Origin of the sequence: Psychroflexus sp. S27, assembly GCF_002810405.1 — a bacterium.
Taxonomy (GTDB): domain Bacteria; phylum Bacteroidota; class Bacteroidia; order Flavobacteriales; family Flavobacteriaceae; genus Psychroflexus; species Psychroflexus halocasei_A.
Genome location: NZ_NEXQ01000008.1, coordinates 79,623 through 96,513 on the forward strand (window position 1 = coordinate 79,623; position 16,891 = coordinate 96,513).

General features: G+C 32.8%; 17 protein-coding genes. 6 read left to right on the top strand and 11 right to left on the bottom strand.

All coding sequences use genetic code 11. The features are described from left to right. Window positions 1–15: 15 nt before the first annotated feature. The 7 genes from rfbD to CAP47_RS01510 are packed head-to-tail and all read right to left on the bottom strand — an operon-like array spanning window position 16 to window position 7,475. On the bottom strand, window positions 16–861 hold the full coding sequence (gene rfbD / locus CAP47_RS01480) for a dTDP-4-dehydrorhamnose reductase (protein ID WP_100775078.1): 846 nt from the start codon (window positions 859–861) through the stop codon (window positions 16–18). After that, entirely contained in the window at window positions 858–1,409 is a 552-nt protein-coding gene (gene rfbC, locus CAP47_RS01485) for a dTDP-4-dehydrorhamnose 3,5-epimerase (protein WP_100775079.1), read from the bottom strand. The genes rfbD and rfbC overlap by 4 nt, the downstream gene beginning before the upstream one ends. Further along, window positions 1,406–2,422: a dTDP-glucose 4,6-dehydratase gene (rfbB, locus tag CAP47_RS01490; protein ID WP_100775080.1), complete on the bottom strand. Its 1,017-nt coding sequence runs from the start codon at window positions 2,420–2,422 to the stop codon at window positions 1,406–1,408. Before rfbB ends, rfbC begins: the two co-directional genes overlap by 4 nt. Further along, a complete protein-coding gene (locus CAP47_RS01495) occupies window positions 2,412–3,395 on the bottom strand; it encodes a hypothetical protein (RefSeq protein ID WP_100775081.1) in 984 nt (327 codons plus the stop codon). Before CAP47_RS01495 ends, rfbB begins: the two co-directional genes overlap by 11 nt. Further along, window positions 3,382–5,076: a DUF6909 family protein gene (locus tag CAP47_RS01500; RefSeq protein WP_100775082.1), complete on the bottom strand. Its 1,695-nt coding sequence runs from the start codon at window positions 5,074–5,076 to the stop codon at window positions 3,382–3,384. Before CAP47_RS01500 ends, CAP47_RS01495 begins: the two co-directional genes overlap by 14 nt. A gap of 44 nt (window positions 5,077–5,120) precedes the next feature. Continuing rightward, window positions 5,121–6,599, bottom strand: coding sequence for a GH3 auxin-responsive promoter family protein (locus tag CAP47_RS01505; protein ID WP_100775083.1), 1,479 nt, complete (start codon window positions 6,597–6,599; stop codon window positions 5,121–5,123). Window positions 6,600–6,602: 3 nt separating this feature from the next. Further along, window positions 6,603–7,475, bottom strand: a complete 873-nt coding sequence (locus CAP47_RS01510) for a M23 family metallopeptidase (RefSeq protein WP_100775084.1) — start codon at window positions 7,473–7,475, stop codon at window positions 6,603–6,605. 109 nt (window positions 7,476–7,584) lie between these two features. On the opposite strand from CAP47_RS01510, the gene CAP47_RS01515 reads away from it, so the two are divergent. After that, entirely contained in the window at window positions 7,585–7,785 is a 201-nt protein-coding gene (locus CAP47_RS01515; RefSeq protein WP_100775085.1) for a twin-arginine translocase TatA/TatE family subunit, read from the top strand. A 59-nt stretch (window positions 7,786–7,844) separates the two neighbouring features. Here the strand turns inward: CAP47_RS01515 and CAP47_RS01520 are convergent, their stop codons facing one another. Continuing rightward, on the bottom strand, window positions 7,845–8,600 hold the full coding sequence (locus CAP47_RS01520) for a UDP-2,3-diacylglucosamine diphosphatase (RefSeq protein ID WP_100775086.1): 756 nt from the start codon (window positions 8,598–8,600) through the stop codon (window positions 7,845–7,847). Between the two features lie 150 nt (window positions 8,601–8,750). On the opposite strand from CAP47_RS01520, the gene CAP47_RS01525 reads away from it, so the two are divergent. Beyond that, window positions 8,751–9,431, top strand: a complete 681-nt coding sequence (locus CAP47_RS01525) for a head GIN domain-containing protein (RefSeq protein ID WP_100775087.1) — start codon at window positions 8,751–8,753, stop codon at window positions 9,429–9,431. Here CAP47_RS01525 and CAP47_RS12455 read toward each other — a convergent pair. Next, window positions 9,424–10,344, bottom strand: coding sequence for a DUF6427 family protein (locus tag CAP47_RS12455; protein ID WP_100775088.1), 921 nt, complete (start codon window positions 10,342–10,344; stop codon window positions 9,424–9,426). The two genes, CAP47_RS01525 and CAP47_RS12455, sit on opposite strands and share 8 nt — an antisense overlap. 45 nt (window positions 10,345–10,389) lie before the next feature. Here CAP47_RS12455 and CAP47_RS01535 point away from each other — a divergent pair, with 45 nt between their 5' ends. Next, window positions 10,390–10,638, top strand: coding sequence for a DUF6341 family protein (locus CAP47_RS01535; RefSeq protein WP_100775089.1), 249 nt, complete (start codon window positions 10,390–10,392; stop codon window positions 10,636–10,638). Here CAP47_RS01535 and purD read toward each other — a convergent pair. Beyond that, window positions 10,630–11,910: a phosphoribosylamine--glycine ligase gene (gene purD, locus CAP47_RS01540; RefSeq protein ID WP_100775090.1), complete on the bottom strand. Its 1,281-nt coding sequence runs from the start codon at window positions 11,908–11,910 to the stop codon at window positions 10,630–10,632. The genes CAP47_RS01535 and purD overlap by 9 nt on opposite strands. A gap of 76 nt (window positions 11,911–11,986) precedes the next feature. Here purD and CAP47_RS01545 point away from each other — a divergent pair, with 76 nt between their 5' ends. Genes CAP47_RS01545 through CAP47_RS01555 form a run of 3 tightly spaced genes read left to right on the top strand, consistent with a single transcriptional unit; the run spans window position 11,987 to window position 15,543 of the window. After that, a complete protein-coding gene (locus tag CAP47_RS01545; RefSeq protein WP_100775091.1) occupies window positions 11,987–13,276 on the top strand; it encodes an AMP-binding protein in 1,290 nt (429 codons plus the stop codon). Beyond that, the gene (gene wecB, locus CAP47_RS01550; protein ID WP_100775092.1) at window positions 13,269–14,366 is read left to right on the top strand and encodes a non-hydrolyzing UDP-N-acetylglucosamine 2-epimerase; all 1,098 of its coding nucleotides are present in this window, start codon (window positions 13,269–13,271) and stop codon (window positions 14,364–14,366) included. The genes CAP47_RS01545 and wecB overlap by 8 nt, the downstream gene beginning before the upstream one ends. Continuing rightward, window positions 14,356–15,543: a glycosyltransferase family 4 protein gene (locus CAP47_RS01555; RefSeq protein ID WP_100775093.1), complete on the top strand. Its 1,188-nt coding sequence runs from the start codon at window positions 14,356–14,358 to the stop codon at window positions 15,541–15,543. Before wecB ends, CAP47_RS01555 begins: the two co-directional genes overlap by 11 nt. Here the strand turns inward: CAP47_RS01555 and CAP47_RS01560 are convergent. Continuing rightward, window positions 15,540–16,889 carry an undecaprenyl-phosphate glucose phosphotransferase gene (locus CAP47_RS01560; protein WP_100775094.1) on the bottom strand — a complete coding sequence of 450 codons (1,350 nt, stop codon included), beginning with the start codon at window positions 16,887–16,889 and terminating at the stop codon, window positions 15,540–15,542. The two genes, CAP47_RS01555 and CAP47_RS01560, sit on opposite strands and share 4 nt — an antisense overlap. Window positions 16,890–16,891: the final 2 nt, after the last annotated feature.

The window sequence follows — 16,891 nt, forward strand, 5'->3', positions numbered from 1 at the left end:
TTGTAGATTTAAATATTAGCCAATTTCAGTAATGAGGTTGGCTAAACTTTTGTCCCAACTTTTGATTTGATAATTAAATTGTTCAATCAATTTAGCTTTATCAAGCGTTGAGTTTTGAGGCCTTTTAGCTTTTGTCTTGAAATGATCGACAGCCGAAACTTGGATATCAGAATGATAAAGTGATTTGATTTCTAAAGTAAAATCATACCAGGTTAAGCTTCCTAAGTTGCTGAAGTGATAAACACCATAAGCTTTAGATTTATCTGAAATAAGCCATAAAATAAAATCTGCCAAATCATTGGCATTTGTCGGTGTGCCTTTTTGTTCAGTGGTAATTTTGACTTCTTCAGCGTTTTGATCAATTTGAGACTTGATAAATGTGAAAAAATTTTTTCCAAATTCAGAATATAACCATGAAGTCCTGATGATAAAGTGCTCTTTTAAAGATATCTGAATGAGCTCTTCTCCTTTTAATTTTGACGCACCATAAACATTTATTGGTTGTGTATCATCTACCTCAAGATAAGCAGTTTCTTTTTCTCCATCAAAAACATAATCAGTTGAAGGGTGAATTAAAATAACTTGATTTTTCTGGCAAACTTTAGCTAAGTTTTCAGCTGCTTTTGCATTAACTAAAAACGCTTTCTCAACTTCTGTTTCAGCAGCTTCAACATTTGTGTAAGCTGCGCAGTTGATACAATAATCAAATTGATTTTCTTGAAAAAACGCTTCAATAGCAGCGTGATTTGTTAAATCTAAACTTGATGAATTTTGAAAAATGAAATCAGCCTTAATTTGTTTTTCTTTCTTTTGAAAAACTTGACCTAATTGACCGTTGGCACCTGTGACGAGAACTTTCATATTTCTTCTAAAAATTCAGATAAGCTTGGGTTTGAAGCATCTTTTTCTGAAATGATACGATCTTTTTCAGGAATTTTCCAATCGATGTTGAGGTTTTTATCAGCAAAATAAATTCCACGTTCAGCATTTTTATCGTAGTAAGTATCACATTTATAGGCGAAAATAACTTCTTCTGAAAGGCAAGCAAAACCATGTGCACAACCTTTTGGAACAAAAAGCTGATGATTGTTTTTATCATTTAAATGATAACTGAATTTTTGTTTAAAAGTAGGAGAGTCAGGACGTAAATCGACGACAACATCCAGAACTTCACCTTTAACAACTCTTACAAGTTTGGCTTGAGATTTTTCTCCAACTTGAAGATGTAAACCTCTGATTGATCCGTAGTAAGAAGTTGACTGATTGTCTTGAACAAATTTGATTTCTCGACCAAGCACTTCCTCAAGTATGTTTAGCCTAAAAGTTTCCATAAAAGAACCACGTTCATCTTTAAAAATTCTTGGTTTTATGATCAAACAATCTTTTAATTTTGTTTTTTCAATAATCATGAAGCTTTATATTTTTTGAGGTACCACTCAATTGTTTTTTTAATGCCAGATTCAAAATTTTCTTCAGCTTTCCAGCCTAATTGATTTTCTATTTTTGAGGCATCGATGGCATATCTGAAATCATGACCAGGTCTATCATTGACAAACTCAATTTGATCTTTGTAAGACTTTTTGTTTTCTTTTGGAGAAATGTCGTCCAAAATTCTACAAATTTCGTTTGCGATATAAAGATTATTTCTCTCGTTTCTTCCGCCAATATTATAAGTTCCTCCGAGCTCTCCTTTGTCAATTGCAAGCTGAATGCCTTTGCAATGATCTGTGACATAAAGCCAATCTCTAATATTTTTACCATCACCGTAAATCGGAATTATGTCGTCATTTAAAGCTTTACGAATAATCGTTGGTATCAACTTTTCATCATGTTGATTTGGACCATAATTATTTGAACAATTCGTTGTCACAACTGGCATCGCATAGGTGTGAAAATAACTTCTGACCAAAAAATCTGAAGAAGCTTTTGATGCACTATATGGACTGTTTGGTGCGTAAGGTGTTGTTTCTTCAAACAGACCTTCATCACCTAAAGTGCCATAAACTTCATCGGTAGAGACATGTAAAAACTTTGCGTTTTTGAAGTTAGGCTTTAGTTGATTAGGTCCATCCATCCATAATTGATAAGCTTCGTTTAATAAATTAAATGTACCAGTAATATTTGTGTCAATAAACGCAGCAGGATTTGTTATTGAGTTATCAACATGAGATTCTGCAGCAAAATGAATCACTTGTGTAAATTTATATTTCTCAAAAAGCTGATTTAATAAATTTTTGTCACAAATATCACCTTCAATAAAAGTGTAATTTTCATGATCAGAAATTTTAATATTTTTTTGATTACCAGCGTAAGTAAGCTTATCTAAATTAACGAAATGATATTTTCCAAGAGGGACAAATGTGTTGATAAAATTGCTCCCAATAAAACCAGCTCCGCCTGTGATGAGGATGTTATCTTTCATTTTCGTAATGTTTTGCTTTTCTGTTAAGGTAAATTACAAATCTAATCCCTAAGTATAAAAAGATAAGTAAAACAGGAATTGTGATTATTTCTTTTGATAGTGTTGGCTCTTCAAATTCAGCAGTTTTAGGCTCATCGATAGGAGAAATGAAGTCTTTTTGCTTCGTTAATCTTTCTTCTAATCTGTTGATTGCGTATCTAAGTTCTTTTTTTTCAGATAAAATTTGACCAACATTTAGGTTGTTTTCTGAGCTATAGAAAGTAGAATTTCCTGGGTTCTTTTGATTGAGATTGGTGTTGTAAGATTTTAAAATTGTATCGATTTGTTGTATACTTTCTCTATTAGATTGAATAGATTCTTTTATATTTTTAATTTCAGTTTGGTGAATTTCCGCATAGGATTTATTCTCTAAGAGTCTTTCTCTAAAAGCTTCAAAAAAATGAGTCACATCAAAACCTTCGGGATGTTTGATCTTTATCTTGTGTAATTCAGAACTTCTCAATACGATTTGCATTAAGTCTTCTTGTGAATATGCTCCTTCTTCTTTCAAAAGAGTGATGTATTCTTTTTCTTCGTCGGATAAGCTAGTAACTCGCTCTAAAGGTTTTATTCTTACACTGATCATTTTTAGAGTATCAGCATTAATATTAAATTCTTCAGCAAGGATTTCATGTCTGTTTTTAATTTCCCAGTTTAATTCATTAACAGATTTGTAAATGTAATCCTGACTTTCATAAAAGCTGTGTATTGTGACAGAAGATTCATTGTATTTTTTAGAAGAACTTTGAAGGAAATATCCAAGGGCAGCTCCAACAACAATCAAGGATATAAGTATGATTGCGTTTCTTTTGAGAAAAATAATGAGTAACAAAAATAACTCACCTATTTTATTAAACCCTTTTTTTATAAGCTTGAAAAGATCACCCAAGTCAATCTCCTCACTTTGATTAGTGTTGTTATTATTCTCTTGCATCTTTAAAGATTTGGTTAAGTATATTCTCTGTAATTAAATATGTCGGTTTAACACCTGTCGTTCCTAAACCGCCAGAAGCTAGCGTTGACCCTGTTTCAAGCGGATTGTCACTTGCATAATAAGCATATCTTACTTTGACATTCTTTTTGATGTTGCTTCTTAATTTTGAGGCAGCTTGTATCGCTTTTTGATAATGTGCACCTTCCATCTCAAGGCCAATTACTCTCCATGTTGAATCATGGAAAAACTTTAAAAGATCTTTATTTTGTAAAGAAGTTCCTAAAACTGTAATCATTGCTCCATCGAAGACTTGTAGGCCTTGACCTTCTAAATCTGATTTTATCAACTCATTCTTAAAAGGGTAATTATCTGCTGTTCCTTCAAAAAGGTGAGCATTAGGTATCATGATGTCTCCTTTTCCACCTTGTAAAATTCCTGCTTTCCCCATCAAAGAAACAGAATCAACATTCATGTGGTATGTTTTTTCATCTTCGGCAGTGTAAGGTTTTAAAAGCTCATCCATTGTTTCATAAGCTTGTTCACCAAAAGCATAATCCATGACGATGATAACGGGTGCGTTTTCAGTAGAATTCAGTTTGAAATTATCTTCAGGATGATCAATTTTAGCGGTGTCAAAAATCTGAACATTGATATTTGTTCCGCTCGTATCTTTCAGATAATATGCACCTTTTGATGAAGCCTCATTGTAAACTTCGTTTCTAAGATCCTTATTTTTATCATTACTTAAAGCTTCATAAACCTCAAAGCGTTTCTTTTTTTGACACATTTCTTTTAAGGCAATGGGCGCAAAAAGTGTGTTCATTACACTATGCATATTCGCACTGATGATGTGGATCGGTCTATCAAATAGACCCTTTTCCCAAAGTGTACTTTTTATTTTTTGAGCCCAAACTTCACCATGTATGTGATGTCCTAGTCGTTCTCTTAAAACTGGGCTAAATGTAATTGTTCTTTTTTCTTCTTGAATGATTTCGCGTAAAGCTAATCGACCAAGATTATAAATTAAATGTAAAAATTTATCAGGGTTTGAAGCAGTTGCAAATTTATCATAGACATTCATCAACTCTTCAAATGTGCGACCTAAAATATTACCTGTATGCGTAATTGCAATCTCTCTATCTTTCTGACTCAATGGATCACCATCTTTTATAAAACTTTCAAGCTTGCGCCAATCACGAGATACATTTGATTCTTTATCGATAATAATGTATTTCATGATTTTGTGAGACTCAATGAATAAGAAAGTGAGATGCGTTAAGATATCATATATTTCAGAGCGTCCTCTTGTAATTTCTATATTCATTTGTTCATCATCAATACGGTAGCAATTACGGCGTCTTTTAGCAGGGATAATTGCTTTAAAGTGAGAATCAGTATAACCTTCATCACTGGTTAGGTTGATGAAACGACACTCTTCAATGCCTTCAGGTAAGCGTTCGATAACATACAGAAGTCCGTTAAGTTCAATTTTATTTTCGGCAATTGTACCGTAAATTTCAGGTCTTAAAGTCAAAAGTGCTTCACGAAGCGTTTCGCCTGAAATTCCCATAGGTTTATAAAAACCTCTGATAAAAAGGTGACGCATTGTAATATACATGCGCTCGATAGCATTTGTACTTTCTTGTGCTCTGTTTCTTCCTGTATGTATGATGTTTTTCATTTATATTTTTAAATGTAAAAGTAAAGAATTAAAATCTGATTCGATTATAACTTATCTGCAATATTTCTGTCGTTAGACAAACGTGGAACTTTGTTTTGACCGCCCAATTTACCTAAACTTTTCATATATTTTGAAAAACTATTTTTAGGTAAACAAGTTATTTTTAGACGAGCTAACATTTGTCCTTCTCTTAAATCTTTATAATATGAGTTTTGTTCTTGTAAGTTTTTGTCGATAGCTTCTGCAAATCTATCAAGATTTGTTGGATTTTGATCAAACTCTATTAACCATTGATGATGTGCCAAACCTTCTTGTGGATGTAATTGAGGCGCAACTGTAAATTCAGTAATTTGTAGGTCAAAATCTTTTTGTGCTTCTTTTAAAGCGTACTCAACCTCTTTAGCGATCACATGTTCTCCAAAGGCTGACGTAAAATGTTTTATACGGCCAGAAACAATAATTCTGTAAGGTGATGTATTTGTAAACATAACAGTATCACCTAAGTTGTAACGCCATAAGCCAGCTGTTGTTGAAATAATCATGACGTAATTGACATCAATTTCAACATCTTTTATAGTATAAATTTTTGGTGAATCGTCAAAGAACTCATCTACTTTGATAAATTCATAAAAAATACCAGAATCAAGTTGAAGCAACATTCCATTTGCTTCTTGTGAATCTTGAAATGCAAAAAAACCTTCAGACGCAGGGTAAAGTTCAATGCTTGCTATTTTTCTACCGATTAACTTTTCAAATTTCGAGCGATAAGGTTCGTAATTAACACCCCCGTAAATAAAAAGCTCTAAGTTTTTAAAAAGATCACCGATTTTTTCACCTGTTTGTTCTTCCAGTTTTTCAAAATAATTTTGAACCCAAGAAGGAATTCCGCCCATCACCGTCATATCTTGATCAACGGTTTCATCAATGACTTTTTGCAATTTGGTTTCCCAATCTTCAATGCAATTTGTTTCCCAGCTAGGTAAACGATTACGTTGTAAATAATTGGGAACAAAATGAGCTGAAATCCCCGATAATCTACCAAGCTTAACACCGTTTTTTTCTTCTAGTTTTGGACTACCTTGTAGAAAAATCATTTTACCATCAACAAATTTAGAACTGCCAGTTTCAGCGATGTAGCATAAGATCGCATTTCTGGCTGCATCGATATGCGTTGGCATTGATTCTTTGGTGAGTGGGATATATTTAGCACCGCTTGTTGTGCCTGATGTTTTAGCAAAATACAAAGGTTTTCCTGGCCAAAGTATAGATTCTTCACCTGCGACCATACGATCCACATAAGTTTTTAAAGCTTCGTAATCACGAATAGGAACACGTTCTTGAAAATCTTTAAAACTTTGAATTTCATCAAATTGATGATCTTCTCCGAAAACGGTATTTTTAGCTTTATGGATTAAATTATCAAAAACATCTTGCTGTGTCTGGATAGGTTTGTCAATCCATTTTTGCATTTTGTTTCTTGTATATTTTGCAAATATTTTGGCGGCAAAGGATTTTAACGACATACTTTAATCTTCAAATGTTATATAATCACGCGGATCAACAGGGTAACCATCAACCCATAATTCAAAATGTAAATGTGTTCCCGTGGTCAATTCACCTGTATTACCAGCAATAGCAATCACTTCACCAGTTTTCACCAAATCGCCTTGTGATTTTATAAGTTCTGCATTGTGTTTATAGGTAGAAATCAATCCGAAACTGTGCTCGATAATCAGCACATAACCAGTGTTTGGCGTCCAGTCTGAGAAAATAACTGTTCCGTCTGCAGTCGCTTTGATCGGTGTATCTTTTTCAGTAACAATATCAACTGCGTAATGTTTAATATCAACGTCATATTCAGCAGAAATCCGGCCATTAACTGGCGGGAAAAGATTCATTTGTGTTTTTCTGACTGCGCTTTCAAGTAAATTAAATTTATCTTTCTTCTCCACCTCATTTCTCAATTCCTTTTCTTCTTGAGATGCAGAAAAATCAACACTCTCAGGTGAGATATTGTTTGTGTTCAAAATTGTATCACTCTGTTGATCAATGTCACTAACTTCTCCAGTGAGTACTTTCCTGATGGACTTATAATAAGCATTATTGCGATCAACAACGCTTTCTAAAGAATCAACTTGCATTGTTAAACGCGTTGCTTTTTCTTTTAAAGCACTTGATGAATATCCAGGAATATACTCTCGCAAAGGCGTGAAAGCAATCAATAATATTGTAAAAGTAATGAGTAAAAAAGTCATCAAAGCTGTCAGGCTAATCACATTGAGCCTTGTCAATTTAAAAGAGATTTTTTCTTCAAAAGTATTTTCATTAAAAATGACCAAACGGTACTTATGAATCAGCTTTTGAGATAACTTTCTTTCTGTCTTTTTCTTTTTTGCCATAACAACTTCTACTTACTCCAGATAGCATTGAGCAAATTTATGATAGTTTTTATTGTCTAAACCCTTGTTTTATATTTTTATTATTAATTTTGCATTAGAATTTTAACCAATGCATATGTTACATGTTATTTTAGGAATGGTCGGACCTTGGCAATGGGTGATTATTGGCATCGCGATTTTATTACTTTTCGGTGGCAAAAAAATCCCTGAGTTAATGAGAGGTTTAGGAAGTGGAATTAAAGAATTTAAAGACGCTTCTAAGGATGATGAAAAGGGATCAGATGATGATGGTTCAAAAACTTTGAAATAAAAGAGAAATTTCCAGAGTGGAATTTGATATAAACCTAAGTCTTATCGGCTTAGGTTTTTTTATTTCCAATTTTTAAGCTCAAAGCTTTCTCCATCAAAAACGCCGTAAGTGTAATGCACAATCCAGTCACCAAGATTATGGTAAACTGAGTTTTGACCGATTTCAATTTTCATGGGTAAATGTCTATGCCCGAAAATAAAATAGTCATAATGCTTTTCTTCTAATTTACGTTTTGCATAAAGTGCAAGCCACTCATTGTCTTCACCAAGAAACTTGGCGTCTTCATCACCAGAAATCAGTTTGTTTTTAACAGAAAGATGTTTGGCAAGTTTGACGCCTATATCTGGATGTAGCCAACGATAAAGCCATTTAGAAAAAGGATTTGTAAACACTTTTTTCATACGTTTATAGCCCAAATCACCTGGGCCTAAACCATCGCCGTGACCTATTAAAAATCTCTTTTCATTATAAATAAATTCTTGTGGTTTGTGAAAAACTTCGATACCCAGTTCTTTTTGAAAGTAATCATTCATCCATAAATCGTGATTACCTACAAAAAAGAAAATAGGAATGCCGCTATCAGCTATTTCAGCAAGTTTACCTAATGTTCTTGTAAATCCTTTTGGAACAACTTCTTTATATTCAAACCAAAAGTCAAACAAGTCACCCAAAAGAAATATGGCAGCCGCGTCTTTTTTGGCTTCATCTAAAAAAGCCACAAATTTCTTTTCGCGGATTAAGCTTTCTTCGTGAGTAGGAGCGCCCAAATGATTATCAGACGCAAAATATATTTGTTTACCTTCTGGAATTTGCATAGTTCAAAATCAATTGCCAAATATACTGAATGCAAAACTTTTGTTTTATCCTTTTTGATGACAAATGTTTTTGAGTTACTTTTTTAAGCTAAAAAAATCTAAAAGAAGTTCATTCACTTATAGACTCTTTTATCTTTGTTAGAAAAAAACATGAAAGCATATTTTTTATATATCTGCCTTTTTGTGGCTAGCATTGTCTCAGCGCAAGACAGAACAGAAATAATCGAAGAAAATTTTAATAAAATAAAAATTGCGAATAAGGTTGATGTTGAACTTATCCCTTATGCAAGTGAGAATAAAATTGAAATTTCGGGTTATGATGCTGATGAGGTTATCATTAAGGTTAAACAAGGTGAACTTTTTGTAAAGCTGCCTATCGATGAAGTTTTTTCTGACTCTGATACCAAAATAAAACTTTACATTAAAGATTTTACGAGCTTAAATCTCAATAATGGTGCTGATGTTGAAATCACATCTCAAATTAAGCAAAAGGAAATTTCGCTTGAAGCTTCTGAAGGCAGTTTTTTGTCAGCAGATTTAGATGTTGATACAGCAAGACTCAAGGCTGTGACAGGATCTGAAGTGCACATTTACGGAAAATCTGAAAATCAATATGTCACTGTTAAAACGGGAGGAATTTTTATAGGGAAATCTTTTAAAACAGAAAAAACAGATATCAAAGTGAGTTATGGCGGAACAGCTGAAGTTTATGCAACTCATTCTTGTAAAGCAAAAACGACTGCTGGTGGTGAGATAGAAATATATGGAAATCCTAAAAAAGTTGATCAAAAAACTAAATTAGGCGGATCTATTGATCTGATGTCTAAATAAAATGTATTGCGATAGCAAAAGCAATCAATGTCCACAAATAAATTTCTTTCCATAAATTTTTAAGCTGATTTATTTCTAGAAAATTTCCTGAAATAATTGCTATTGGTAGGATGACAAATAGTGTTTGTGAAAAACTATCATCAATATTAAATAGCAACGCGCAGGCGTTTAATACGAAAATAACGATAAAGAGGGACAAACTTCTTTGCATATTCAGTTTTAAGCCTTGGTATATTTTTGGAAGAAATAGTAAAAGAAATAAGCTGTTAATGATTAAGAAATATATTCTGACTTGATCATGAAAAGAGTAATTAAACTCTGGCGTTAAAGAGAACTTTGGCAACATTTCAAGATAATCAATCGGTGACGTTGAGCTCAATGAATGATAGGCGTAATGCAGAACTAATGCTGTGCCAAAGCCTAAAAATGGTAAGATGTAAAATCTGAAATTATCTGAAGCGTAAAACAATACAGCGATGATGGCAATAACCATTAAGAGCAAACTAGGAGGCCAAAGCAAACCCGCAAAGAAGCACCAGAAACCAACATCAAAAATTTTCTTTTTCAAATCGATGTTGGAACGCATGCTAAGCATTCTTCTAAAAGCAAACAAATTAAATATCAATCCCAAACTCATATTGATGTTGTTGAGTGTTTCAGGAAAAATAGTAATAAAAATAAAAAAACAAAATATACTGAAATTTGTTGATTTTTGGAAGCTGTTTTTTTTAATAATAAACCGCATAAATAAGATGATAAATGCGATGACTATTAAGTTTAAGATTAGCTCTAACCAGCTTTCTTGCTGAAAAGAATTCACAAAAAAATGATATGAAAAGTAATACGCAACAAGTAGAATCAGCGTTAAAAAAAGAGGAATTGGTTTAGATTGCTTAAAAAACCTTGTTAGCATAGTTCAAATTGTTATTTTTGCAATATAATTTAATATCAATTGATCATGAAAGATTTTTTTGAGGCGATACAAGTTTTGTTTGAAGATGCCCTTTTATTACCATTCGATGCTTTAAGAACGCTTGAGGCTTCAACATGGTGGGGCGCAAATGCTTTGAACTGGCTTTTTATTGCTATCACTGCTGTAGCATTTGTTTATTGGATGCTAAAGCTTCGCGATTTTGACGATACAGAAGAGGAAAGAAAAGATGTGAAAGCACATCCTTTCTTAGGTAAAAATGCCGAGTTAGATTAAATCTTTCCCGATATCTTTTCTATAAAACATCTTATCGAAACTGATTTTTTCAGTTGCTCGATAAGATTTTTTTATGACTTTTTTAAAGTCATTATCAAAAGCAGTTACTGCAATCACACGGCCACCATTAGTCAAGATCGAATCTCCTTCTTGCTTTGTTCCAGCATGACAGATAAAAACATCCTCATCATCAATTTTATCTAAACCATTTATTTCTTTTCCTTTTTCGTAAGCTTCAGGATAACCACCAGAAACTAACATAACAGTTGCAGCACTTTGAGAACTAACTTCCAGATTAACAGTAGATAATTCTTCAGAACTTGTTTTCTCTAAAAGTTCAACTAAATCTGATTTTAAACGAGGAATAACGACTTCAGTTTCAGGGTCGCCCATTCTTACATTATATTCAATCACGTAAGGCTCATCATCAACTTTCATTAAGCCGATAAATACAAAACCTTTGTAATCTATTTCTTCTTTTGCTAAACCATCAATCGTTGGTTTTATAATTCTGTTTTCCACCTTCTGCATAAAATCCTTATCAGCAAAAGGAACAGGAGAAATGGCACCCATACCGCCAGTATTAAGGCCAGTATCATTTTCGCCAATACGTTTGTAATCTTTTGCATTTGGGAGCGTGATGTAATTTTTGCCATCCGTCAAAACAAAAACGCTGAGTTCGATACCATCCAGAAATTCTTCAATCACTACTTTTTCTGAAGCTTTTCCAAATTTATCATGTGTGAGCATTTGCTCGAGTTCATCTTGAGCAGTTTTGAGATCATCAATAATCAACACACCTTTTCCGCCTGCCAATCCATCAGCTTTTAAAACAAAAGGCGGTTTTAAAGTTTCCAGAAAGTCTTTTCCTGCAGTTAAACTTTCTTTAGAAAAACTTTGATAAGCAGCTGTTGGAATTTTGTGGCTAAACATAAACTCTTTAGCGCGTTCTTTACTGCCTTCAAGCAAAGCACCTCTTTTTGAAGGGCCGATAATCATTAAATCTTTGAATTCAGGTTTGGCGTCAAAAAAATCTTTAATGCCATTCACAAGTGGCGCTTCTGGGCCAACGATTAACATATTGATTTGATGCTTCTTGATGTGCTCAGCAATGGCTTCAAAATCATTAACATCACAATTGAGATTTGTGGCAATTTGAGTTGTGCCAGCATTACCAGGTGCAACAAATAATGCGTTGCAACGCGGACTTTCATAAAGTTTTTGTGCAATTGTGTGTTCTCGACCACCGCTTCCTAAAAGTAGAATATTCATGATTTTTATTGACTAAGATTACAGCTTCAAAAATAATTGTTTGTAAATTGCCAAACTAATCAATTGATGAGAAAAAATGAATTACTTTAAGCTAGCTTTAAAGTTAAAAGGCTTTCCTATAGATAAAGCTTTAGTGAATTATAATAATATTGATGAAATTTCTCAGAAAAACTTCATATTTAATCATCATTTAAAAAACAATTCATTTTATAAAAATCTTATTGGAAATAGGCCTATTGAAGATTGGCAGTCTATTCCTATTCTAACTAAAGATATGTTACAAGTACCTTTAAAAGAAAGAATAGCTGATCAGTTTAAGTTTTCTCAACTGTATATTAGTAAAACATCTGGGTCTAGTGGTTTTCCATTTATATATGGAAAAGATAAATATAGTCATGCGATGACATGGGCACATATTTTAAGCCTTTATAAAAGCGTAGGTATTGATTACAGTAAATCTTATCAAGCTCGATTTTATGCAATTCCAAAAGAATTTATAGCTTATCGGAAAGAGCTTCTCAAAGATTTTTTCTCAAAAAGAAAGAGATTTATAATATTTAATTTATCTGATAATAAATTAGATGAATTTATAACACTTTTTAAAAAAAATAAATTTGATTATGTTTATGGTTATACAAGTTCAATAGTTCTTTTCGCCAAACATTTAAATAAAAAAGGACTCTTTCTTAAAGATATATGTCCTACTTTAAAATTATGTTTGACGACAAGCGAAATGCTTTATGATTTTGATAGAAAGTTACTAGAAGAACAGTTCAAAATTCCAGTTTTTAATGAATACGGATCTAGTGAGTTAGGTTTGATTGCATTCGAGAATGATTTAGGCCAGTTTATAGTTAATGATAAAACTCTTTATGTAGAAATTGTTGATGAATTTGATAATATCGTTGAAGATGGTACTGTAGGACGTATTATAGTTACTTCTTTATTTAATAAAGCTCATCCGTTTGTTAGGTATGAAGTTGGAGATTTAGGTGCTATTGAGTATGATGAAAATGGTGGCTGTAGAGTCTTAAAAACGCTAATAGGTCGTTCTAATGAATTTGCGATATTACCAAGTAATAAAAGAGTACCAGCTTTCACATTTTGTTATGTAGCTAAATCTATTGCTGAAGAATCTACAAATGTAAAAGAACTAAAGGTCGTTCAAGAAACAAAATCAAAATTTACAATAGAATACTCTTCTTTAAAACCCTTGGAACAAATTCAAAAAAATAAAATTTCGGCTGCAATAGAAACCTATTTGGAGCCAGGATTAACCATTCAATTTAAACGATTTGAACAATTAGAACGTTCAAAAAGTGGAAAACTAAAACAATTCATTTCAAAAGTTAACCAACATGCTTAAAATCACAATTATCGCAGGTGCGAGACCAAACTTCATGAAAATTGCACCGATTATAGACGCTATTAAAAATGCTAAAAACAAAGGCAAACAAATTGATTATCGACTTGTACACACAGGTCAGCATTACGATAAAAAGTTAAGCGGTACTTTTTTTGAAGAACTCAATATTCCTCATCCAGATATCAATCTTGAGGTTAAAAGTGGAACACAAGCAGAGCAGACAGCTCAGATTATGACAAAGTTTGAAGCTGAATTAACCGAAAATCCGGCTGATTTGGTGCTTGTTGTTGGTGATGTCACATCAACCATGGCTTGCGCAATTGTGGCTAAAAAAATGCATGTTGACGTTGCTCACGTTGAAGGTGGTATTCGCTCTGGAGATATGAAAATGCCAGAAGAGGTGAACCGAATTGTGACCGATAGCATTACTGATTATTTCTTTACAACAACAGATTTGGCCAACGAAAATCTATTGGCTTCAGGTAAATCAAAATCACAATTATTCTTGGTGGGTAATGTGATGATAGATACTTTATTTAAGAACTTAAAGAGACTTGAAAAGCCAGAATTTTGGAATGAATTAGGTTTAAAAGAGAAATCATATTATGTCATGACCTTGCACAGACCTTCAAATGTAGATGAGGAAGAGCAGTTGAGATCTTTGATTTCTAAAATCGTTGAAAAGTCTGAAGGAAAGCCTATTGTTTTCCCTGTACATCCGCGGACGAAAAAACTTTTACAGAATTTAAATCTTAATTTTAAAAATCTGCATTACGTTGAGCCACAAGGCTATTTGAATTTTATTTATCTCATTAAAAACGCTTTTGCGGTATTGACAGATTCTGGTGGAATTACAGAAGAAACAACAATGCTCAATGTGCCTTGTATGACGTTTAGAGATTCGACTGAAAGACCTGAAACATGTGAAATTGGCTCAAATGAGTTGGTAGGCTCAGATACTTCTAAAATAGAAAAAGCATTTGAGCGATTGAATTCAGGAGAATGGAAACAAGCTTCGGCACCAGATTTATGGGATGGTGATGCAGCAGAAAGAATCGTTAAGGATGTGTTGAAGATTTATGGAAAATAAGAAGAAAGATATCTTAATAGTTTCAAACTATTTTCCACCCGAAACGGGTGCTGCATCTAATCGAATATTTTCTTTAGCTGAACAACTTAAAAACCATCATTACAATGTAAGAGTTGTGTCTCCATTGCCTAATTACCCTTACGGCAAAGTTTTAAAAGCTTACAGAGGGAAATTTAAAGTTAATGAAGTTTTTAAAGGCGTTAAAGTGACGCGGTTATTTATTGTAGCAAGTAAATCAAAGCAAAAAATAATTCGTCTATTATCATCTTTAAGCTTTGCGGTGACATTGTTTTTTTATATTCTTTTTGCCAAAACGCCTAAACGTTTTATCATTCAATGTTCTCCACTTTTCGTGGGTTATTTTGCTGTTTTAGCTTGTCGTTTAAGAGGAAAAGAAATCATTTTAAATGTTTCAGATTTATGGCCATTGGCAGGACTTGAAATGGGTATTTTAAATGAAGGCTTCTATTATCGCATACTTCAAAAGATGGAGGCTTTTATTTATAGGCATTCAAAAACAATAATTGGACAATCGAATGAGATTTTGTCACATGTAAAAAAAACAACTGATTGCACTCGGAAATTTTTATTTCTTTACAGGAATTTTCCTCAATTTCAGATACCAGAAATTTCAGAATATTCTCAGTCGAACCAATCTCCTTTTAAAATTGTTTATGCTGGATTAATAGGCGTTGCACAAGGTATTGAAACTATTTGTAAAGAAGTTAAATTCCCCTCTGAAATGGAGTTTCATATTTATGGAGATGGACCAATGGCAGAAGATGTAAATGAATGTATCAAGGATAGAGAAAATATATTTTACCATGGAAGCTTAGATCGTGAGGTGCTTCACCAAACTTTAACGGAGTATGATGCAACTTTAATTCCGCTTAAAAATAGAATATATGGTTCTGTACCTTCTAAAATTTTTGAATATGCAAAATTAGGTTTACCAATTATCTATTTTTCAGATGGGGAAGGCGCAAATGTCGTTGAAGATTTAGGATTGGGTGTTGCTGTGAGAGAAATTAATTATCAATTGTTGGAAGATCAGCTTTCGAAAATCTTGAATCATAAAGATTTTTTACCTTCTAAAAAAGAAATTGTTAACAATGCGAAATTCCATTTTGATTTAGAGAAACAGTTTAATGATTTTGAAAAAAAGTGTCTTATCTAATAAGCTTTTTTGTCACCTTTTAAGGCATTAAAAACTGTGAGGAAAATCACTTTGATATCAATTAATAAAGACCAGTTTTCAAGATAATAAATATCGTATTTAACACGGTTAATGATATCGTGTTCAGTTTCAACCTCGCCTCTGTAGCCGCTTACTTGCGCCAAGCCTGTAATGCCTGGTTTGATGAAGTGTCTCACCATAAATTTATCCACACGCTCGGCATACATATTTGTGTGGCTGACCATGTGCGGGCGTGGGCCAACAACGCTCATATCGCCTAACAAAACATTGTAAAATTGTGGAAGCTCATCGATACTGGTTTTTCGCATAAACTTACCGATTTTAGTAATGCGTTTATCATTTTTACGCACCTGATGGATATCTGCTTCTAAGTTAGGCTTCATCGAACGGTATTTGAAACAATAAAATTCTTGATAATTTCGACCGTTTCTTTTTTGTTTAAAGAAAACAGGGCCTTTAGATTCTAATTTAATCAAAATAGCCAATAAAGGTGTCAACCAAGATAAAATAAAGACGAGTACAAAAACACTTAAGATGAGATCGAAAATTCGTTTTGTAACGCGATTAAAAGATTCATCAATCGGAATTTTTCTTAACGAGATAATTGGTAGTACACCATAATAATCATATTTAATTTGTTTACTATAAACCTCTTTGTTATCAGGTATAAATTTTAAAACACGTAAATTATTATCTGCAAAATCTATGAGTTCATTGATATTATCATCAGAAAGTTTTGATATTGAGGCATACAATTCATCAATATCATTATTAAGGACATATTCAAAAATTTCACTCATTTCCGTTTTTTCATTCACTTGAAAAACCTTCTGACAGTGGTAGCCATAATCAGGGTTGTCTTGAAAGAATTTATAAAGTTGATGTGTTCGGAAAGTTTGACCAATGACGATGGTTCGTCTGTGATTTCCACCTAAGTTTCTTCTATATTTCTTAAGAAGATAGTGAATAGAAAGTTTGACGACTAAAACAACTAACATTGTTGAGCCAGCATAGTTGAAAATATCACGAGGCTTGATGTCTATTTGGTTTTTGTAACCAAAAAATGCAAAAACGGCAAGTGTAAAAATTAAAGATTGCAAAATGCTTAAGGACAATATCCTAGTCACTTTAGTAAAACGATAAATCTCATAAAAGCCAGTGCGCAATGAAATAAATAACCAGGCAATGATTAAATAAATTGAAAGGGCAAAAAAATCACTTAATTTTAAATTGATAAAAAAGGCGAATAAAATAGTAATCCCGATATCAATTGTATATGAAATGGGTCTTAAGTAACCTGAATATCTGCCGATTCGATTTCTCATTT